This window comes from Exiguobacterium sp. TDN 0502 (assembly GCF_050846835.1).
In the GTDB taxonomy this organism is placed as follows: domain Bacteria; phylum Bacillota; class Bacilli; order Exiguobacteriales; family Exiguobacteriaceae; genus Exiguobacterium_A.
The window spans coordinates 18,494-37,679 of sequence record NZ_JBOZGJ010000004.1; the positions used below are offsets into that span (position 1 = coordinate 18,494).

Here is a 19,186-nt window from a genome sequence, read left to right on the forward strand (position 1 = left end):
TCTTATTTAGATGGTTTGAAGACCATAGTCGCTTCAACTGCTTTTTGCCATCCCGCATAGCGTTGTTCACGATCGTCTTCTTTCATCTCTGGTTTGAACTGGTGATCGAGCTTCCATTGTTGTTTAATTTCCGCTTTATCTTTCCAGTAACCGACTGCAAGACCGGCAAGATATGCTGCACCGAGTGCTGTCGTTTCGTTGATTTCCGGACGATCGACTGGAACGCCAAGAATGTCCGATTGGAACTGCATCAAGAAGTTGTTTGCTACAGCACCACCGTCAACGCGGAGCGTCTTCAGTTCGATACCGGAATCTTGTTCCATCGCAGTCAAGACGTCACGTGTTTGATAAGCGAGTGATTCAAGCGTTGCGCGAACGAAATGCTCTTTATCTGTTCCGCGTGTTAATCCGAAGATTGCACCACGGACATCGGAATCCCAGTACGGCGCGCCGAGACCGACGAAGGCAGGAACGACATAAACACCGTCTGTCGAATCGACTTTCGCTGCATAACCTTCCGAATCTTTCGCATGTTTCAGCATCCGGAGTCCATCACGAAGCCACTGGATTGCAGACCCGGCGACGAAGATGGAACCTTCGAGCGCATATTCTACTTTTCCGTCAACGCCCCAAGCGATCGTCGTCAACAGTCCATTGTCAGAAGAAACGGCTTTTTCACCCGTGTTCATGAGCATGAAGCAACCTGTACCGTATGTGTTTTTCCCTTCACCGGCTTCGAAGCACGTTTGACCGAAGAGTGCGGCTTGTTGGTCACCGGCGATCCCGGCGATCGGTACTTCGTAACCGAAGAAGTGATAAGGGACTGTTTTGTCATAAACTTCACTCGACTGACGAACTTCAGGTAACATGGAAGCCGGAACACCGAGGATATCAAGTAATTCTTCATCCCATTTTTGTTCGTAGATGTTGTACATCAATGTCCGAGAAGCGTTCGTATAGTCTGTGATGTGCGTTTTTCCACCAGACAGTTTCCAGACGAGCCACGTATCGATCGTACCGAAGAGCAATTCACCTTTTTCGGCCTGCTCACGGGCACCTTCGACATTGTCGAGGATCCACTTGACTTTTGTACCGGAGAAGTAGGCATCAATCAGGAGTCCTGTTTTATCACGGAATTTCTGATTCAAGCCTTGTTCCTTCAAATCATCACAGATGCCTGACGTTTGGCGTGATTGCCAAACGAGTGCGTGATAGACCGGTTTACCTGTTTCTTTGTTCCAGACAACAGTTGTTTCCCGTTGGTTCGTAATACCGATTCCGGCAATTTGGTCAGGTTTAATGTCTGCTGTTCCGAGTGCTTCAGACATGACAGCGAGGATCGAACCCCAGATTTCGTTGGCATCATGTTCGACCCAGCCTGGTTGCGGGAAGTACTGTTTGAATTCCCGTTGTGCCGAGTTGACGATTTTCCCATCATGATCGAAGATGATCGCACGTGAGCTAGTCGTACCTTGGTCGAGTGCTAGGATATACTTGTTTTCCATTTCGAAATCCCCCTTGAATGAATGATGTCTTTATCCGGATTAGAATAAAAGTTGGTAAAGGAACACGGCGATTGCCCCGCCGATGATTGGACCCACGATAGGAATCCATGAGTATCCCCAGTCCGAAGTTCCTTTATTCGGAATCGGAAGAATAGCGTGTGCGATACGCGGTCCAAGGTCACGGGCCGGGTTGATCGCATACCCTGTCGTACCACCGAGCGAGAGACCGATGACGACGACAAGTAAACCGACGATCAGTGGGTTTAATCCGTCTGCGAACTGATTAGCGCCCAATGCTAAGATACCGAAGACGAGAACGAATGTCCCGATGATCTCGGAAATCAAGTTCGACGGCGTGTGGCGAATCGCTGGTCCTGTAGCAAATACACCGAGTTTTGCAGCTTGATCATCAGTCGCTTCAAAATGTTTCATGTAATGAAGCCAAACAAGAACGGCGCCGATGAAAGCTCCAATTAATTGTGCCGCGATATAAACCGGAACTTCACTCCATGGTAAAGCTGAGTTTAGAGCCAGAGAAATCGTGACAGCCGGGTTTAAATGTGCACCACTTGCTGCAGCCACATAAACACCCGTCATGACGGCAAGACCCCAAGCGAGCGTAATGACGATCCATCCGCTGTTTTCCGATTTCGTCTTTTTCAAGACGACACCGGCGACGACACCATCCCCAAGCAGAATGAGAATCATCGTTCCAATCAATTCACTTACAAAGTTGCTCATGCAAAAACCCTCCCTTTGGATTAAAGCAGATAATGGCCTTTCCCCTTTAAACTACTCCGAATTGAGAACGTTTTCAATACATATAATTGAAATATAGGAATGGAAATTTTTTATTTTGATGTTTAAAAATACGTAAAAGTGGATAAGAAAAAACCTCTTCCTACCTACTGTGAGGAAAAAGAGGTGTCAGCGGCGACGCTTTTTTCGTTTTTTAGGACGAAACCAGCTACTGGAATAATCTAGTAGGATATGAATCGTGCTTGCTACCATGATCCCGACGATAAAAGCGGGTAAGGAAGCGAACCAGGTGTCAATCGTGTCAGCATCTAAAACCTGAAAATATAGGCTGAGAAACAGCAAAGGAATCAGAATCGCGGCACTGTAGAGAAGCCGGATGACATCCCCGATGATCAATCCGTGTGACCAGATCGAGCGGTGGGGCATGATTTTGACATAAGGCATCCATAAGACTCGAAATGGTCCGAAGCGATAGTAGGGTTCCGACTTTAAATCGAGGTCGGGTGACAACCAAAGAGTGCCGACAGCAATCCCGATGGCAGTCGGTAACCAGTCCGTTTGCTGTGTTGCGACCGAATACGCAACGTAACCCGTCAGTGCAACGGTGTTGACGGTATCATGTACATTTCCTGAAGGCATGAAAAAAGACCAGTCGTAAACTGGTCCCTCCGTCAATGAATCGTCCGATACACGCCGATTACCTTACCAAGAATCGAGACATTATCGAAATACATCGGATCCATCGAGTCGTTTTCTGGCTGTAGACGTACCTGTTGATCTTCTAAGAAGAACCGTTTCACCGTCGCTTCGCTATCTTCGGTCATAGCCACGACGATTTCTCCGTTTTCTGCTGTGTTTTGTTGGCGCACGATGACACGATCGCCGTCAAGAATACCTGCGTTAATCATGGATTCACCATCAATCGTCAACATGAAGACCGTTTCATTCCCTACATAATGTGCAGGAAGCGGGAACTGTTCTTCGATATTTTCGATTGCTGTAATCGGAAGACCGGCTGTGACTTTCCCGATGACGGGAACATGGACGATAGCTTCCGTGATTTCTTCAGGCTTATCAAGCAATATCTCAATCGCACGTGGTTTCGTCGGGTCACGGCGAATCATTCCCCGTTTCTCGAGTCGATCCAAATGACCGTGTACCGTCGAGCTAGACGCGAGTCCGACTGCTTCTCCGATTTCACGAACTGATGGTGGATACCCCTTCAGTTTCACTTCAGAGACGATGTAGTCGAGAATCTCTTGTTGGCGCTTAGACATTTTCCGCATACGAATTGCCACCTCTTTCTGGATTGAAGTTTGAAATGTAAGAATATATGTTTCTAAATTCACTATAACATAGAACGAATGAGCGTACAAACAATTGTTCGACATTTTTGTGTTGACCGAACACGGGTTCTGTGTTTATTATGAGTTATGCGAACAATTGTTCCGCGAACATTTATTCTAACTCATTCATTTCATATCTGGAGGGATTCATGATGATTCATACGATTCGTACTCATGCTTTTTCAATTCTCTTCTATGCTTTAAGTATTGCCTTCGTGATCTTTTTACTCACGCCGCGTCCGGATGAAAAAGTGGCACAGCTGATGACAGCGTCCGTAACGGTTGACGAGAACGCTACAGTCGAACAAATTGCTGAAGTTTACAACGACGGTTCGATGTCTGATGAAGAATACGTCAATTGGTTGATCAAAAATAATGATGTCGAGACAAAACATGTCATCTCAAAAAGCAAAATCGTTGTACCAATCGCACAACAATGACAAAATGGAAAAGTTGTGAAAGAACGAACAGGGATGTGAGGTACGATGAAGGTCGTGATTTATTGTCGGGTGTCGACCGACAAAGAAGCACAAGATAGTTCAATCGAACGCCAACGGATGGAACTTTCAAAAGTTGCGTCGCATAAAGGATTTGATGTCGTAGAGATCGTCTCTGAAAAAGAGAGTGGATACGATGTTGATCGTGAAGGGATGTTAACGGTACTTGATTACGTGACACGTGACGCGGTCGATGCGGTCCTCGTGACGGATGATACCCGAATCGGGCGAGGAAATGCGAAAATTGCCATTTTGCATACGTTTAAAAAACATGGTGTCCGCTTGATGACGCTTGATTCCGATGGTGAATATCAGCTTGCGGATGCGGAAGCGATGGTCCTTGAGATCGTCTCACTCGTGGAAGAATACCAGCGGAAACTGCATAACGCAAAAATCGCGCGTGGTATGCGACGGGCGGTCGAACAGGGATTTCGGCCGGAACGTAATCTCAACCGGCAAGGGGAGAATGCCGGACGGAGCCGAAAGGATGTTCCGATTGAAGAAATCGTTCGTCTTCGTGAACTTGGATTGACGTTTTCTGATATTGCGATCACGCTGCGGGGAATGGGGCACGATATTTCAAAAGCCACCGTCAATCGACGTTACCTTGAATACCGTGAACTATCACCTACATCTGATTAAGAGCAAGTGACCCGTCTGCTGACGCGGTTAACTTGCTTTTTTTAGTAGGCTCTTTTACAGTAAGGATACAATTGAACAACTCAAGTTTTGAGTCATAGAGAAAGAGGGATTCCATGTTATCACAAGAACAGTTAGATCGAATCAATGCACTAGCGAATAAATCAAAAGTCGAGCCATTGTCCGAAGCGGAAACAGCGGAGCAAAAAGAATTACGTGCTGCGTATCTTGAAGCATTCCGAGGATCGTTCAAAAACCAACTCATGGGCATGAAGATCGTCGATGAAGAGGGAACGGACGTGACACCAGAGAAGTTAAAACAAGCACAAGAAGAAGAACGGAACAAACAATAATCATTTGTTTCTTCTATAGAAGAAAGAGGTCTCACGTCAGGTTGACCTCTTTTTTTTATTGGAGCGGTTAGAAGAGGAGACATTGTGCGATAGCAATACGTCTTAATAGGGACCTTTCATCGATTCAGACATCCTGTATAAGTCGGTGGAACGGCTATAGATAGCGCATTCATTTTAATGTGACATACTATTTAGAAAAGTTGTATCACATTTGAGAGTATGCTAAAATGAGTAGGAATTTGTGAAAAAGAGAGAGGATGATTGTTTTGACGAACATGACGACAGTAGAACAATTAGCAATTAATACGATTCGTACCTTATCGATTGATGCCGTACAAAAGGCGAACTCGGGTCACCCAGGTATGCCAATGGGAGCAGCGCCGATGGCATTCTCGCTTTGGGCGGATCATATGAACCACAACCCTAAAAATCCAGAATGGTTCAACCGTGACCGTTTTGTACTTTCAGCCGGACACGGTTCGATGCTTCTCTACTCACTCCTCCACTTATCGGGATATGATCTGTCAATGGAAGATCTAAAATCATTCCGTCAATGGGGATCAAAAACACCAGGTCACCCAGAATACCGCCACACGGCTGGTGTCGATGCAACGACTGGTCCACTTGGTCAAGGGATTGCGATGGCAGTCGGTATGGCGATGGCAGAGCGTCACCTTGAAGCAAAATACAACCGTGACGATCTCAACGTCGTCGATCACTTCACATACGGGATTTGCGGAGACGGGGACTTGATGGAAGGTGTCTCAGCAGAAGCGGCTTCACTCGCAGGTCACCTCGGTCTCGGGAAATTGGTCGTATTGTACGATTCAAACGATATCTCACTTGACGGAGATCTCGATAAATCATTCTCTGAAAACGTCCAGAAGCGCTTCGAAGCGTACAACTGGCAAGTCATTCGCGTAGAAGACGGAACGGATATCGATTCGATTTCGAAAGCAATCGCGGCGGCACAAGCTGAGACGACAAAACCGACATTGATTGAAGTCAAGACCGTCATCGGCTTCGGTTCACCGAACAAATCAGGGAAGTCGGCTTCTCACGGGGCACCACTCGGTGAAGCGGAAATCAAATTGACGAAAGCGAGCTACGTATGGGATCACGAAGAGTTCTACGTCCCGGAAGAAGTCAAATCATTGTTTGACGAGCGCATCGTGCAACGTGGTGCTTCTGCAGAAGACGCTTGGAACGAGACAATGAAACAATATGAAGCAGCTCACCCAGAATTGCATGCGGAACTCGTTCGCGCGATTGCAAACGAATTGCCAAACAACTGGGAAGCTGACCTTCCGACGTACGACTTGTCGTCGAAAAAAGCGACACGTCAAACGAGTGGTGAAGTCTTGAACGGTCTTGCGAAGAATGTTCCGACATTATTCGGTGGTTCGGCTGACCTTGCAGGATCAAACAACACGATGCTCAAAGGCGAAGCAGACTTCGACATCGACCCAAGCGGTCGTAACATCTGGTTCGGTGTACGTGAATTCGCAATGGCAGCAGCTGTCAATGGTATGGCACTCCACGGTGGTGTCATTCCTTACGGTGCGACATTCTTCGTCTTCTCGGATTACCTCCGTCCAGCAGTTCGTCTTGCTGCATTGATGGGTCTTCCATCGATCTTTGTCTTGACGCATGACTCGATCGCTGTCGGTGAAGATGGTCCAACACACGAGCCGGTCGAGCACTTGATGAGCTTCCGTGCAATGCCGAACGTGACGGTCTACCGTCCAGCTGACGGGAAAGAGACGATCGCAGCATGGAAAACAGCTGTTCAAGCAAAAGACAAACCAACACTTCTCGTCCTAACGCGTCAAGGTCTTCCTGAACTCGAAGGCACGACGACAGAGGGTGCTGAAAAAGGCGGTTATGTCATCGCGGGTGACGTCACGAAAGCCGATACACTCTTACTCGGTACAGGTTCAGAAGTCCATCTTCTTGTTGAAGCACAAAAAGAGCTTGGTGAATCAGTAGCTGTCGTTTCTCTTCCATCATGGGAAGTATTCGAAGCTCAGTCAGCGGAGTACAAAGAATCGGTTCTTCCGAAACACATCACGAAACGTGTAGCCATCGAAGCGGGTGCTTCGCTCGGTTGGTACAAATATGTAGGGACAGAAGGACAGGTCATCGGAATTGATCGCTTCGGCGCATCTGCTCCTGGAGACTTCCTCTTGAAAGAATATGGCATGTCTATTGAGAACGTTTTAGCGACAGTCAAGCAACTCGGGTAATCAGTTCCGGAAAAACGGGTCCGATCTTATGACGGACTCGTTTTTCATCTATTATCATCTATGCAAACAATTGGAATTATAGTATAGTAAAAAGCGACGTTTTAAGTTAGAGGAGGAAGCAACTTGGCTACATGGATTTGGATTTTAATTGCCCTTCTTTGCTTGGTAGCAGGTGTCGCCCTTGGTTTCTATATCGCTCGTCGATACATGATGAACTACTTGGAGCAAAACCCACCAATCAACGAAGATATGATTAAGACATTGATGATGCAAATGGGTCAAAAGCCATCACAAAAGAAAGTCAACCAAGTGATGCGTTCGATGAGTGGTTCAATGAAATCACCTAAAAAATAAGCTGTACGAAAAGGGGGCCAAATGGTCTCCTTTTTATTTGCTATTTTTTAGAAAGAGAACTAATCTAAAATGTGAGACTATTTCAAATAATCGCAGGATTTAAAAAAGGGGGGAGACTTGAATGGGAGTCTTCAGGAAACTCGGTTGGTTTTTCCGCCGGGAATGGAAAGCATATAGTCTTGGGGTCATCTGTTTGATTTTTGTGGCGGGGTTAGAACTCATTCCACCGAAGATCATCGGAACGACAGTCAATGGTCTGAGTGAGGGAAGCTTGACGAAAAATGATTTGATTCGTCTAGCCGGAACGTTGTTACTCATCGGGGTCGCGACGTATTTCATTCGTTATTTTTGGCGTTTTCATATCTTTGGTGCATCGATTCGTCTCGGTCGCTTGTTACGCAGTCAACTGTATGGTCATTTTTCAGATTTGGATCAATCGTTCTATAAGAAATACCGGAGCGGGGATTTAATGGCACATGCGACGAACGATGTACAAGCCGTCTCGATGACAGCAGGTGCCGGTATTCTGACGCTCGTTGACTCGGTGACGATGGGGAGTTTCGTCATCATCACGATGGTCACGACGATCAGTTGGAAGTTGACGCTCGTGTCCCTTCTGCCGATGCCGCTGATGGTCTATTTGACGTCACGCTACGGTAAGATGTTACATTCGCGTTTTCATGATGCGCAGGAAGCCTTCTCGGATTTGAACGACAAGGTTGCAGAGAGTATCAGTGGTGTCCGGGTTTTGAAAGCGACAGGCGAAGTCGAGTCTGATGTACAGACGTTTACGGATCTGTCCGACGACGTCGTTCAAAAAAACCGACGTGTGGCCAAAATCGATGCTTTGTTTGATCCGACGATCTTCGGATTAGTCGGTCTATCGTACATCATCGCAGTCGGATACGGGGCGTATCTGTTACAGCAAGGCGAAATCCGGATCGGTGACATCGTCTCATTCACTACATATCTAGGTTTATTGACATGGCCGATGCTCGCTTTCGGCTGGTTGTTCAACATCGTCGAACGTGGTCGTGCTTCCTATGACCGAATCGAGCGGATGCTTGCGATCGAACCGGAAATCAAAGATGCAAAGGAAGCAGCGACAAGCGTTTCGTCACCAGAGCTTCATGTCGGAATTGAACGTTTCTTCTATGACACACAACCGGTCCTTCAAGACATCGATGTGACGTTGAAGCCCGGCAAGTCGCTCGGCATCGTCGGGAAGACCGGTGCCGGAAAATCAACGTTCGTTCGCTTGTTATCGCGTGAGTACGATGTGAAACAAGGAGCGATCACGATCGGTGGACGGGATATCAAACAATTGACGCGGGAGACCGTCCGCCGTCAAGTAGCGGTCGTTCCCCAGGATCATTTCTTGTTCTCCGCTTCGATTGCGGATAATATTGCTTTTGCGAAACCGGACGCGTCCATGGAAGAGATCATGGAAGCGGCGCGTATCGCAGCGGTCCATGAGGATATCCTCGGTTTCAAGGATGGTTATGCAACGATGGTCGGGGAACGTGGGGTGACGTTATCCGGGGGGCAAAAACAACGGATTTCGATTGCTCGGGCGTTATTAGCGGACTGTCCGATTTTAGTACTCGATGATGCACTCTCTGCGGTTGATGCCAAGACCGAGGAAGCAATCATTCATCACTTCCGCACGGCTGATCATGACCAGGCGCAGATCATCGTAGCTCACCGCCTGTCCGCGGTATCGCATACCGATGAAATCATCGTCCTTGAAGACGGTCGGATCATCGAGCGGGGAACACATGAGCAATTGCTCACGCACGACGGTTGGTACAAAGAGACCTACGACCGTCAACAGCTGGAATCACTCGTCGAACAAGGAGGGCGTTCCGAATGAATCATGATATCAATGAAAAAGCCGTCCTGAAACGATTGCTTGATTTCGTCAAACCCTTTAAGAAGCAGGTCAGTATCGCTTTCGTCCTGCTGTTCATCACGACAGCAGCCAAACTCGGCGGACCGTATCTCGTCAAGATTTTCATTGATGAATACGTCGCACCCGGTACATACCCGGTCCAGGAAGTGGCACTGCTGTTTACGGCGTATTTGTTACTGCATACGACAGGGATCATCGTCGACTATCTGCAGGCATTCGAGTTCCAAAAGATTGCCCTGCAAGTCATTCAACGTTTACGCATCGATGTGTTCCGTCACGTCATGCATCTGCGTCTTGCCTATTTTGACCGGACGCCTGCCGGGGTACTTGTTTCCCGGATCACGAACGATACGGAAGCGATCAAGGAACTCTATATCGGTGTCCTGTCGACATTCGTCCAAAGTGGGGTCCAGTTGATCGGGACGTATATCTTCCTCTATCTACTAGAGCCGCAACTCGCGACGATTGCATTACTGTTGTTACCACTGTTTTATTTCATCATTTGGATTTACCGGAAGTATTCGACGAAATATTACGCGGAAGTCCGCGATTTACTATCCAAAATCAATGCCCAACTCAATGAATCGATCAACGGGATGGCGATCATCCAGCAGTTCCGCCAAGAAAAACGGTTGATGGCAGAATTTGAAGAGACGAACGTTGCCCACCAGACCGGGCGCTATAAGAACCTGAAGCTCGATAGCTGGCTGCTACGGCCGATCATCGAATTGTTACTGGCAGTCTCGATTGCGACACTTGTGACGTATTTCGGTATCTTATCGTTCTCGCAAACGGTCCAAGTCGGTGTCGTCTATGCCTTCATCAGTTACATGGAGCGGATCTTCCAACCGGTCCAGCAAATCATGCAACGTCTGTCTGAGTTCCAACAGGCTGTCGTTTCAGCAGACCGCGTCTTTAAGGTCCTTGATACGGATGAGCCAGAACCGACGAAACAACTCGAAGGGGATGCGCGTGTCTCGGAAGGACATATCGTCTTTGACGACGTCCGTTTTAGTTATGACGGCGAGAAGGATGTCCTGAAAGGGATTTCGTTTGAAGCGAAAAAAGGACAGACGATTGCCCTGGTCGGTCATACCGGAAGCGGGAAAAGTTCGATCATCAATATCCTGATGCGCTTTTACGCCTATCAATCAGGTCGGATTTTAATTGATGGTCAACCACTCGAACAGTTATCAGAAGAAGAACTACGGCAACACGTCGGACTCGTCCTGCAGGATTCATTCCTGTTCACGGGAACGGTCGCGGACAATATTCGGTTATTCGATAGTTCGATCTCCTTTGACCGGGTCGAAGCGGCAGCGAAGTTCGTACAAGCCGACGGATTCATCAATCAACTCGATCATCAATACGATAGTCCGGTCGCGGAGCGGGGCGCGACGTTTTCTGCCGGTGAGCGGCAGTTGATCTCGTTTGCGCGCACGATGGCACGGGACCCGAAAATCCTGATTCTCGATGAAGCGACCAGTTCAATTGATACGGAGACAGAAGAAAAAGTACAGGTCGCACTCGAACGTATGCGTCAAGGACGGACGACGATTGCGATCGCCCATCGACTGTCGACGATCCAAGATGCCGATTTGATTCTTGTTCTCCATCAAGGGGAAGTGATTGAGCAAGGAAATCACCAGGAATTGATTGCACAAGACGGACTCTATAAGAAGATGTACCAGTTGCAGTCCGGTCATGTCACGGTCTCGTAAAAAATGAACATAAAAAAAGCCTGCCAGGCGGTCTCGCCCGGCAGGTTGTTTGTTTGGATTAGTAGACTGTAACTGTGACGTTTTGGCGACCCCAGTTGAGTGCTTCTTGTTGTGAACCAACGAGAAGGTCAAGTTTGTTGCCTTGGATTGCGCCACCACGGTCGAGTACGATTGCTTCACCGATGCCTTCGATATGCATGCGCGTACCGATTGGGTATTGTGACGATGCTGCTACGATACGCATACCATTGTACGTGATCGTGTTCGTAACGTCATATCCGCTTGCTGTCAATGCGCGACCGTTGTAAAGCTGGCTACCGTTGCTTGATGGGTCGTTCGTGTAAGCACTGACGTTCATCGTTACTTTTGTGCCTGATTTTGCAGGTGTTGATTGTTTTGTGGCAGTAGCTGGTTTAGCTGCTGCTTTTGGAGCTGGCTTCGCAGCTGGTTTAGCAGCTGGCTGTGCTGCTGGTGCTTTCGCTACGCTACCGAGTGTTGTATACGCACTGTGTACGTAACGTGTTTTACCGTTGATTGTAGTTTTGATCCATGCACCGACTTTACCTTCTACGTTGACTTTTTCGCCTTTGTAGAGGTTACCGACATCTTTCGAGCTTGTCGTTGGTTGTGTGCGGACGTTTAGTACTGCCGTAGTAACTGTCGCTTTTTTAAAGTCGAATGAGCCTGCTGCAGACGTATACGCGCCGTGGACATAACGTTTTTGACCGTTAACTGTTGTTTTGATCCATGCGCCAGAACGTCCTTCGACATTTAATGTTTGACCTTTATATACATTGCCTACGTCTGCTGAAGCAGTTGTAGGTGCTGTGCGTACGTTGAGTACTGGTGTATTTACTGTTACCGTTTCTGAGGCAGCCTCTGTCTCTTGGGCAAATCCTACTGATAGAGCTGTTGCTGCAAGACCGGCAGCGAAAACTGCTTTTTTCATTATTGATGTCCTCCTGACATATGCTGTGTTTACTGTTCCTACTTTACACGGCAAAACTGACCTGTGCGTTTACAGGTCAATGTCATTCGAGTTACAAACCGGGCTTGTATGACAACAAGATTGCAAAAGAGCAGTTTTTGTCATCGATAGGACATGCTGATTATGAAAAACGGACGTTTATAGGTCTTTTGAATTACTTCCGCTGAAAGATTCGCACAATTCAACAGAAAAAAGTATTAAAAATAGAAACTATGTCATCCTTCTATCGTCTAGTGACGAAAAAGTGAAACGGAAGATATTCAAATCAATATGAATCAAGAACTCCTTTTGAGCGGCACTTTCAATCGTCTATCGATAGGGTATCTTCAAGCGGTTCGGTTTCATCGGCGTATAATTAAGGGAGATCGTCCAGTAGATAGAAGGAACAGAACCTGACTAAGAACGGAAGAGCGCGGACGTAAAGCATCTCCATCGGAATCAAGAACACTAAAAAGGTCAGCACTCACATTTGAATGCTGACCGGATGATTAATTATGATAAAAGCGGTTCATTGGAAGTATGAAGCGTGTAGTTTTGGACCGTACGTGAATATTCTAAAAGTAGGATATCAAGTTCATGACTGAGTTGAAGAACACGTGGGGAGGTGAAGCTGGACTGATCGGCTTGATGATAGAGTTCGCTACGTTTGGCTTCAATCGCTAACGTCAATAGTTGTTGTGTCGTCATAGCAGTCTCCCTTACATTGGTGTCGTATCCATATTCTAGCAAGTCCATTTACGAGGCGCAACGAGATTTCAGTAAAATCGATGAAATGTAATTTTTTTGTAATTTTGGCGGACACGAATCTTTTGCAACTTTCTGTGAGATAATAGGTGCTAAATGCAGAGGAGTTTGGCAAAATAGAGGAGGAACTTCTTCTATAGTAGTAAAGAAAGGGGATGCTCATATGGAGCTCTCATTATGGTTAGCGTTCGGAGCCGGTCTGTTATCCTTCGTCTCTCCGTGTACGTTGCCGCTGTATCCTGTATTTCTCTCGTACATTACAGGTGTATCGGTGACGGATTTGAAGGAACGAGGAGTCCGGGAAAAACGTTCCCTGTTTCACACGTTAGCGTTCCTCGTTGGATTTGCGATGGTCTTTGCGGTCCTCGGACTCTCGACATCCTTGTTCGCAGATGTCTTCATCACGTATCGGGATACATTGCGGATGGTCGGAGCACTCGTCATCTTCGTATTTGGTGTCGTGCTCGTCGGCTTATGGCAACCGACGTTCTTGATGCGTGAAAAGAAACTGAACCTCGGGGAACGAAAAGGGGGGTACGTCGGAACGGTGCTTGTCGGCATCGGTTTTGCGGCCGGTTGGACACCGTGTACAGGACCGATTCTCGCAGGAGTCATCGGATTAGCTGCGACCAATCCGAGTCAAGGTATGTTTTACATGCTCGCCTATGTGCTCGGCTTCTCGATTCCGTTTTTGGTGATGGCGTTTTTCGTCGGTCGTTCACGTTTGTTCGTACAGTATAGTCTGAAATTAACGAAATTCGGTGGAGCTTTGATGATGGTCTTCGGTGTCATGCTGTATTTTGATGGACTCAGCAAATTCGCGGCATGGATGAGCGACATCGTCGGATTCACAGGATTTTAATCAAGGAAGTGATCGGATGATTTGGATATCAACTGGGGTAGCGCTCGTCATGGGCTTGCTGATCAGCTTCATTCGTGTGAAGGCATCGGCCAAACCGACGAATGCTAAAAAAATCTTGATTCCGCCGTTTGCGATGTCGACGGGGATGCTGCAGTTTTTATATCCGGCATCCCGTCTGACGTGGACGGAAGTAGCCGAAGCGTTGCTCGTCGGAGCCATCTTCAGTATCTTTTTAATCAAGACGTCCAATTTTTATGAAGCAGAAGGACAGATTTACCTGCAACGTTCAAAAGCATTTTTCATCGTTTTATTTGGTATTCTGTTCATTCGGACGGTTGCAAAATTCTTCATCGGAGGTCAGATTGACATCTTCGAGACAGGCGGAATCTTTTATCTCGTCGCCTTCGGAATGATTGCTCCGTGGCGCTTCGCGATGTATCTGAAATACAAACGGGTGAAGGCGGGCACAGTGCCAGTCGCACATTTACCTCATTAAAAAAACCGCTGAAGGCGACTTCGGCGGTTTTTTCGTACATCCTTCAGTTTTGGAAATATAATGCGTAGTCTCGCCAGTCGATGGCGTGCTCCGTCAGTGCTTTTTTCAAAAATTTATGATCGCGTTTCGGCGTAGCGGAAATGTATCCTTTGACGACCAGTTCAGATGTCATCTCGGACGCCTGCTCCTCAAGTGCGAACTGTCCGATCCGTCCGGCGATCTTCCGGCGTGCAACATCACGAAATGCCGATGGAACCGGCATGACGAGTGCGTTCAATAACTCCATCGTCTCATCCGTCCAAAGATGTCGTGTCTGGTCGATGTACTCATCTTCCCAGTCCATCATCGATTTACCGTCTTCTTTCGGTAACTTCTTGAGGAACTTCCGGAACATGAAAAATCCGCCGATTGCCATGAGTGTAATCATGATAAAGCCCCAGAGCAGAATCCCGTTCATGAACCATTCCATGCGCGTCTCATCCCCCTTTCACATCAAATATAGATTAGCATAAATCAGGTGGACGTGCTATGATGAATGACGGAGAAAGTGAGGCGAAAGAATGCTGCAACCATATGTACAATTGGACGAAACCGGACAGCCCCGTAAAGGTGTCTTACCTGAAACAGCGGACGGTCGGGTCGTTGAATTCTATTATGATACAAAAGGTGAAGCGATCACCGTCATCTTCGTTACCGTTCCGGCAGAAGATGCGAGCCGGAAGCGTGCGTTTACGGTCGGAAAAACGTTCAAGACGGTCTCGACGCTTGAAGACTTCACATTACTTCACTATGAATGGGCAAATGACCAGATTCTCGCGACACTCGAGATGTTCGCAGACGGGTCGAAACGTCAGATTGACGCTTCGAGATTGCTCGACTATTAAAAAAGAAGGAGATGCGGATTGCCGCGTCTCCTTCTTTTGATGTTCAGGAAATATGAAGTCGGATGACCTCGTCATGCAGTTCAACCTGACCACCGATCGGGAATGTAAACAAGGGACTCGTATGTCCGAAGTCGACATTCGCAAGGATGGGTGCTTGCTCTAGGGATGGATAGAGCGAGATCAGATAACGCAGATGCTCTTCCGTCATTTTCGTTGCGAGTTGGAACCGTCCGAAGACGAGACCCCGAATCGTTTCGGCGCCTGGTTGTGCCATCAACGAGGCAAAATCACGGGCGAACGTCGCTGGATGGACTTCGTAATCGTCCTCGAGGAATAGGATCGCATCCCGTAAGTCCGGAAAATGCGGTGTGCCTTGCAGGAGGTTCAACGTACAAAGATTTCCACCAAGCAGACGACCGCTTGCTTGCCCCGGCGATAAGAGAAGTGGTCCTTTATTCGGTAACGTGATGACGTGTCCACGATCGGTATCACGCCAATGCACGGACGGCTTAATCGTAACGGGATCTGTTCCGAACAGGACTTGTTTAAAGTAATCGATCGTATAGGCATCACGATCCCGGAAAGCGCGTAACATCGGTCCAGAGTACGTCACTAATCCGGTATTCGTCAGAATGGCATGACTGAGTGCTGTAATATCGGAGAAGCCACAAAGGATTTTCGGATGTGTCCGAATCAATTCATAGTCAAGTAAGTCGACGAGTTCATTCGTACTGAAGCCACCACGAACGCACAGAATCGCATCGACGCTTGGATCAGCGAATGCAGCGTGGAGGTCCGCGACGCGTAACTCAGGATCACTGGAACCGAATGGATTGACGGCACGCGCATGTTGACTGATCGAGACACGTAATCCGAGTGATTCGAGCGTTTGGATCGCACCATCGATGATCTTCATCTCGACCGTCGATAGGCTTGAGGCAGGTGCTATTAAGCGGACATGGGAACCATCCGTCAGCTTCTTCGGCGTTAACGTCGGAAGCTGGGCAGCGATGATCTCAATACGATTACCGAATGGATCCGCTGTGAAGAAACGACGACGTGGCGCAAGTCGCGTATCAAGTTCGACCGGGTATCCTGCTGCTTTTAGACGGTCACTTAACGCTTCAAATGCGGTGACGGTTAATCCGGGATGGGCTTTTTTAGCAGGAGAGAATGGATCCTCGATACCAAGGTGAATCGCTGCACCATGATCTTCGAACCAGACACCGCCGCTCGCTTGAACACCGGTGGGTTTAGCGACTTCCTTCATATGTAAAAGCCCGGCATAAAATGCACGGGCACGCTCTTCTTCGTTTTTCGGCATGGCAAGCTGGACATGATCTAACATAGACACACTTCCTTTACGAATGAGATTCAAGCAACGAATTGCGTGATCCGCTTTAATTCACGTTCAACAAGATTCAGGTAGAAAGCACCTTCGATTCGAAGATCGAGAGACTGGGCGATCTCATACAAATTCGTTCGGAGTGCTGCAAGGTAAGAGGCCTCCTCGCCGAGTGACTGACGGTGAGCAAATGCGTAGTGTGCGAGCAGGAACTGCAGATAACCGCGATCCGTCAGGAAAGGAATGAGTTTTTTCTTCTCTTCCATTGACCAGGTATAGTTCGTGTCGTAGTACATCTTCGCATACAAATGATACGGTTCATCTCCGCCAGTAAAGAGGGGTTCGCCACGTTTGACTTCTTCGATCAACCGTTCACTCCAATCAAAGCGTTCTTTTTTACGACTGAGAAATAGCGGTAGGATATATGGGTGTGCCTGATCCGGCATCCGTGAACAACCCCGCTCATGCCGAAGTGCTGCATAGAGAAGCAATGCGCGATCTTCAAATCCACGCTCGATCGCGTACGTCATCCGACTAAACGCTTCACAGGATGGGCAGTCACTCAGTTCGTCACTCGGGGCATCGACCCATTCCGAGAGATAATGATCGGCTTGTTCTTCATCACCAAGTTTGCTGTAGACCATGAAGCTGATATAGTCACGCGTCCGCGAAAACCCATGTGCGTCACAGAAGTCGATGAAACGGTCAAGATCTTCTTCAAGCAGTGAGACCGTTACGTCTTCTTGTTCTGCCATATAGATCAAATAGGACTTGTAGTTCCAGTACAGATCAAGTTCTTGTTTTTTAGTCAGTGTCATCTCGTCTTTCCGGATCCATTCCATTAAAAGGGTGAAGGATACGAGGAATGAGCGGAAATGTCCCAAATCGAATTGATTTTGTGAAAACGTCCATAAGGAGAGGAAGCGGAGTGAATCATCAGCTGTTTCCTCAAAGATGGCCCATAAGGCCTCGCCGCGTGTGACGGAGGGTTGTTCTTCCTTCAGGCGAAGATATAAGAGATGGAGTTCTTCTTGAGGGTTCATCTGTACCCCTCCTTTCTTATATAAGTATACCACGAGCGATTCGAGAAATCGCAATTGAGCGAACGGAGCACAAAAAAATGATTCCAATCGGCTCAATCGCGATTCGGAATCATTTCGAGTATTTGTACAGGAGTGTCTTTTGTCGGATGTAGCAAATCATTTACAGTATAGCCGTTGAGTACTTGATGGAACGCTGCTATAGCATCATCGAAAGCATCTCGCGCCGGATTGAGCGAAGGAACTTCGTGAATACCTTCTTGCGGATCGAGAAAATGAACGGTTGGTTCAAACAGTTGTACGACGTCACCGATATGAATTGCATCCGGAGGACCTGCTAAACGGAACCCTCCTCCACGACCACGGACAGAATCAATCAAACCACTCTGACCTAAACGATAGACTACTTTCATTAAATGATTCTTAGAAATGTCGTAACAATCCGCTACTTCCTGGATTCGGACTAAACGATCAGGGTGGGCTGCTGCGAACAGCAGGGACCGGATCGCATAATCCGTATAACGTGTCATGCGCATTTACATCACCTACTTAACACAAATATTAGGGGGCGTCGCAAGCTTTTACAACTATCAATGTGCAAAATATAAGATGCATTTTACGGATTGTTTTTACGGATGGATTACCGCATAATGGACGGTGAAAGGTAGGTTAAAGTATGCATTTCGATCAGGCATTACACCTCTTGCAACAGCTCGGTCCATCGATGGAGCAAAAGGGTTTGCGGATCGCGACGCGCTTCTATGACTCGCTTGAGGCGACGTACGAAGAAGAACTGCGCGCGCTTCGGGAAGCGGGGGCTCAGTACGGAAGTCGTGAACTCCGGATTTTACGTTTGCATCAATTATTGAACCAGGTTACCAATCAGCATGAATCGAGTGAACTGTTTAAATTGATTTTACTAAATGAAATCGATCAGACGAAATCGTTTCTATTGACGTACCCGGATATCATTAGTCGTGAAATCCTACAAGCCATCCAGATCGAATATGCAATCGAAGAAAGTTCGCCTTTGTTACAAGCGTGGGCGATCGTCCACCATCAACTCGTCGATACGTGCCGTCATTTTTGCAAGTACCGTCATACGGAAAATTGGCGACAGCAGGACATTCTGTTGATTGCGGAAAATCATCATCTTGGTTCCGTCATCGATGAAGCCCGGCATGCACTTCTTAGCGGTCGGAAGACGACACTTCTGCATGTCTCGGCTGAGGAACTGGCGGACCGAATGCTTTCGAATGTCCTGTCCCTGACGACAAAAGGGATGATTCTTCATCAAATGCAACAAGAAGGTTGGGAGCAACAGATGCATGAGTTTCTGACGATGATCACGGTGAACGATCCGATCGTCTTTGTCAGTGGTTCGACGAACTTCATTGAAGAAATTCAGCAACGACTTGATCCGTTACCCGTTCTGTTCGGTCCGTTCGTAGCGGCAAACCAATTACCTTCTTAACGAGAAAAGCGACGTGTAACG

Annotated in this window: 21 protein-coding genes; 11 read left to right on the forward strand and 10 right to left on the reverse strand. The window is 47.5% G+C overall.

From position 1 onward, the window contains the following. Window positions 1-2: 2 nt before the first annotated feature. The 4 genes from glpK to lexA form a co-directional block, all read right to left on the reverse strand. The gene (gene glpK, locus ACRPK8_RS05895) at window positions 3-1,505 is read right to left on the reverse strand and encodes a glycerol kinase GlpK (RefSeq protein ID WP_432237359.1); all 1,503 of its coding nucleotides are present in this window, start codon (window positions 1,503-1,505) and stop codon (window positions 3-5) included. Between the two features lie 39 nt (window positions 1,506-1,544). Beyond that, the gene (locus ACRPK8_RS05900) at window positions 1,545-2,246 is read right to left on the reverse strand and encodes an MIP/aquaporin family protein (RefSeq protein ID WP_432237360.1); all 702 of its coding nucleotides are present in this window, start codon (window positions 2,244-2,246) and stop codon (window positions 1,545-1,547) included. Window positions 2,247-2,432: 186 nt separating this feature from the next. Next, window positions 2,433-2,903, reverse strand: a complete 471-nt coding sequence (locus ACRPK8_RS05905; RefSeq protein WP_432237361.1) for a metal-binding protein — start codon at window positions 2,901-2,903, stop codon at window positions 2,433-2,435. A 32-nt stretch (window positions 2,904-2,935) separates the two neighbouring features. Beyond that, the gene (gene lexA, locus ACRPK8_RS05910) at window positions 2,936-3,550 is read right to left on the reverse strand and encodes a transcriptional repressor LexA (RefSeq protein WP_023467770.1); all 615 of its coding nucleotides are present in this window, start codon (window positions 3,548-3,550) and stop codon (window positions 2,936-2,938) included. Window positions 3,551-3,762: 212 nt separating this feature from the next. On the opposite strand from lexA, the gene yneA reads away from it, so the two are divergent. From yneA to ACRPK8_RS05945, 7 genes are all read left to right on the forward strand, one after another. Next, entirely contained in the window at window positions 3,763-4,050 is a 288-nt protein-coding gene (gene yneA / locus ACRPK8_RS05915) for a cell division suppressor protein YneA (RefSeq protein ID WP_023467771.1), read from the forward strand. A gap of 45 nt (window positions 4,051-4,095) precedes the next feature. Continuing rightward, complete coding sequence (locus ACRPK8_RS05920; protein WP_432237362.1) at window positions 4,096-4,749, forward strand: YneB family resolvase-like protein; 654 nt, start codon at window positions 4,096-4,098, stop codon at window positions 4,747-4,749. Window positions 4,750-4,862: 113 nt separating this feature from the next. Beyond that, a complete protein-coding gene (locus ACRPK8_RS05925; RefSeq protein WP_432237363.1) occupies window positions 4,863-5,099 on the forward strand; it encodes a DUF896 domain-containing protein in 237 nt (78 codons plus the stop codon). Window positions 5,100-5,374: 275 nt separating this feature from the next. Beyond that, window positions 5,375-7,345, forward strand: a complete 1,971-nt coding sequence (gene tkt, locus ACRPK8_RS05930; RefSeq protein ID WP_432237364.1) for a transketolase — start codon at window positions 5,375-5,377, stop codon at window positions 7,343-7,345. A 123-nt stretch (window positions 7,346-7,468) separates the two neighbouring features. After that, window positions 7,469-7,699 carry a YneF family protein gene (locus tag ACRPK8_RS05935; RefSeq protein ID WP_012370001.1) on the forward strand — a complete coding sequence of 77 codons (231 nt, stop codon included), beginning with the start codon at window positions 7,469-7,471 and terminating at the stop codon, window positions 7,697-7,699. Window positions 7,700-7,820: 121 nt separating this feature from the next. Next, a complete protein-coding gene (locus ACRPK8_RS05940) occupies window positions 7,821-9,572 on the forward strand; it encodes an ABC transporter transmembrane domain-containing protein (protein WP_432237365.1) in 1,752 nt (583 codons plus the stop codon). Then, window positions 9,569-11,332, forward strand: coding sequence for an ABC transporter ATP-binding protein (locus ACRPK8_RS05945; protein WP_432237366.1), 1,764 nt, complete (start codon window positions 9,569-9,571; stop codon window positions 11,330-11,332). Before ACRPK8_RS05940 ends, ACRPK8_RS05945 begins: the two co-directional genes overlap by 4 nt. 58 nt (window positions 11,333-11,390) lie before the next feature. On the opposite strand, the gene ACRPK8_RS05950 is transcribed toward ACRPK8_RS05945, so the two are convergent. Both ACRPK8_RS05950 and ACRPK8_RS05955 read right to left on the reverse strand, forming a co-directional pair. Continuing rightward, window positions 11,391-12,281 carry an SH3 domain-containing protein gene (locus ACRPK8_RS05950; RefSeq protein ID WP_195865416.1) on the reverse strand — a complete coding sequence of 297 codons (891 nt, stop codon included), beginning with the start codon at window positions 12,279-12,281 and terminating at the stop codon, window positions 11,391-11,393. A gap of 531 nt (window positions 12,282-12,812) precedes the next feature. After that, the gene (locus tag ACRPK8_RS05955; RefSeq protein ID WP_432237367.1) at window positions 12,813-13,007 is read right to left on the reverse strand and encodes a Spo0E family sporulation regulatory protein-aspartic acid phosphatase; all 195 of its coding nucleotides are present in this window, start codon (window positions 13,005-13,007) and stop codon (window positions 12,813-12,815) included. A 220-nt stretch (window positions 13,008-13,227) separates the two neighbouring features. Between ACRPK8_RS05955 and ACRPK8_RS05960 the strand changes: the two genes are divergently transcribed. Next, window positions 13,228-13,926, forward strand: a complete 699-nt coding sequence (locus tag ACRPK8_RS05960; protein WP_432237368.1) for a cytochrome c biogenesis CcdA family protein — start codon at window positions 13,228-13,230, stop codon at window positions 13,924-13,926. Window positions 13,927-13,942: 16 nt separating this feature from the next. Beyond that, window positions 13,943-14,422 carry a CcdC family protein gene (locus tag ACRPK8_RS05965; protein ID WP_432237369.1) on the forward strand — a complete coding sequence of 160 codons (480 nt, stop codon included), beginning with the start codon at window positions 13,943-13,945 and terminating at the stop codon, window positions 14,420-14,422. A gap of 43 nt (window positions 14,423-14,465) precedes the next feature. Here the strand turns inward: ACRPK8_RS05965 and ACRPK8_RS05970 are convergent, their stop codons facing one another. After that, window positions 14,466-14,891, reverse strand: coding sequence for a DUF2621 family protein (locus ACRPK8_RS05970; protein ID WP_432237370.1), 426 nt, complete (start codon window positions 14,889-14,891; stop codon window positions 14,466-14,468). Window positions 14,892-14,982: 91 nt separating this feature from the next. On the opposite strand from ACRPK8_RS05970, the gene ACRPK8_RS05975 reads away from it, so the two are divergent. Further along, on the forward strand, window positions 14,983-15,306 hold the full coding sequence (locus tag ACRPK8_RS05975; RefSeq protein ID WP_432237371.1) for a hypothetical protein: 324 nt from the start codon (window positions 14,983-14,985) through the stop codon (window positions 15,304-15,306). A gap of 43 nt (window positions 15,307-15,349) precedes the next feature. On the opposite strand, the gene ACRPK8_RS05980 is transcribed toward ACRPK8_RS05975, so the two are convergent. The 3 genes from ACRPK8_RS05980 to ACRPK8_RS05990 all read right to left on the reverse strand — a co-directional run bounded on the left by ACRPK8_RS05980 (window position 15,350) and on the right by ACRPK8_RS05990 (window position 18,227). After that, on the reverse strand, window positions 15,350-16,654 hold the full coding sequence (locus ACRPK8_RS05980; RefSeq protein WP_432237372.1) for an LD-carboxypeptidase: 1,305 nt from the start codon (window positions 16,652-16,654) through the stop codon (window positions 15,350-15,352). A gap of 26 nt (window positions 16,655-16,680) precedes the next feature. After that, a complete protein-coding gene (locus tag ACRPK8_RS05985; RefSeq protein ID WP_432237373.1) occupies window positions 16,681-17,694 on the reverse strand; it encodes a hypothetical protein in 1,014 nt (337 codons plus the stop codon). Window positions 17,695-17,786: 92 nt separating this feature from the next. After that, the gene (locus ACRPK8_RS05990; RefSeq protein ID WP_432237374.1) at window positions 17,787-18,227 is read right to left on the reverse strand and encodes an RrF2 family transcriptional regulator; all 441 of its coding nucleotides are present in this window, start codon (window positions 18,225-18,227) and stop codon (window positions 17,787-17,789) included. 140 nt (window positions 18,228-18,367) lie between these two features. Between ACRPK8_RS05990 and ACRPK8_RS05995 the strand changes: the two genes are divergently transcribed. After that, complete coding sequence (locus tag ACRPK8_RS05995) at window positions 18,368-19,165, forward strand: hypothetical protein (RefSeq protein WP_432237375.1); 798 nt, start codon at window positions 18,368-18,370, stop codon at window positions 19,163-19,165. The last annotated feature ends 21 nt before the right edge of the window (window positions 19,166-19,186 follow it).

Coding starts and splice junctions, on each gene's coding strand:
- glpK (WP_432237359.1), bottom strand. CDS start 1,505: ATGGAAAACAAGTATATCCTAGCACTCGACCAAGGTACGACTAGCTCA.
- ACRPK8_RS05925 (WP_432237363.1), top strand. CDS start 4,863: ATGTTATCACAAGAACAGTTAGATCGAATCAATGCACTAGCGAATAAA.
- ACRPK8_RS05970 (WP_432237370.1), bottom strand. CDS start 14,891: ATGGAATGGTTCATGAACGGGATTCTGCTCTGGGGCTTTATCATGATT.
- yneA (WP_023467771.1), top strand. CDS start 3,763: ATGATTCATACGATTCGTACTCATGCTTTTTCAATTCTCTTCTATGCT.
- ACRPK8_RS05900 (WP_432237360.1), bottom strand. CDS start 2,246: ATGAGCAACTTTGTAAGTGAATTGATTGGAACGATGATTCTCATTCTG.
- ACRPK8_RS05995 (WP_432237375.1), top strand. CDS start 18,368: ATGCATTTCGATCAGGCATTACACCTCTTGCAACAGCTCGGTCCATCG.
- ACRPK8_RS05905 (WP_432237361.1), bottom strand. CDS start 2,903: ATGCCTTCAGGAAATGTACATGATACCGTCAACACCGTTGCACTGACG.
- tkt (WP_432237364.1), top strand. CDS start 5,375: ATGACGACAGTAGAACAATTAGCAATTAATACGATTCGTACCTTATCG.
- ACRPK8_RS05980 (WP_432237372.1), bottom strand. CDS start 16,654: ATGTTAGATCATGTCCAGCTTGCCATGCCGAAAAACGAAGAAGAGCGT.
- ACRPK8_RS05945 (WP_432237366.1), top strand. CDS start 9,569: ATGAATCATGATATCAATGAAAAAGCCGTCCTGAAACGATTGCTTGAT.
- lexA (WP_023467770.1), bottom strand. CDS start 3,550: ATGCGGAAAATGTCTAAGCGCCAACAAGAGATTCTCGACTACATCGTC.
- ACRPK8_RS05920 (WP_432237362.1), top strand. CDS start 4,096: ATGAAGGTCGTGATTTATTGTCGGGTGTCGACCGACAAAGAAGCACAA.
- ACRPK8_RS05965 (WP_432237369.1), top strand. CDS start 13,943: ATGATTTGGATATCAACTGGGGTAGCGCTCGTCATGGGCTTGCTGATC.
- ACRPK8_RS05955 (WP_432237367.1), bottom strand. CDS start 13,007: ATGACGACACAACAACTATTGACGTTAGCGATTGAAGCCAAACGTAGC.
- ACRPK8_RS05950 (WP_195865416.1), bottom strand. CDS start 12,281: ATGAAAAAAGCAGTTTTCGCTGCCGGTCTTGCAGCAACAGCTCTATCA.
- ACRPK8_RS05985 (WP_432237373.1), bottom strand. CDS start 17,694: ATGAACCCTCAAGAAGAACTCCATCTCTTATATCTTCGCCTGAAGGAA.
- ACRPK8_RS05940 (WP_432237365.1), top strand. CDS start 7,821: ATGGGAGTCTTCAGGAAACTCGGTTGGTTTTTCCGCCGGGAATGGAAA.
- ACRPK8_RS05990 (WP_432237374.1), bottom strand. CDS start 18,227: ATGCGCATGACACGTTATACGGATTATGCGATCCGGTCCCTGCTGTTC.
- ACRPK8_RS05975 (WP_432237371.1), top strand. CDS start 14,983: ATGCTGCAACCATATGTACAATTGGACGAAACCGGACAGCCCCGTAAA.
- ACRPK8_RS05960 (WP_432237368.1), top strand. CDS start 13,228: ATGGAGCTCTCATTATGGTTAGCGTTCGGAGCCGGTCTGTTATCCTTC.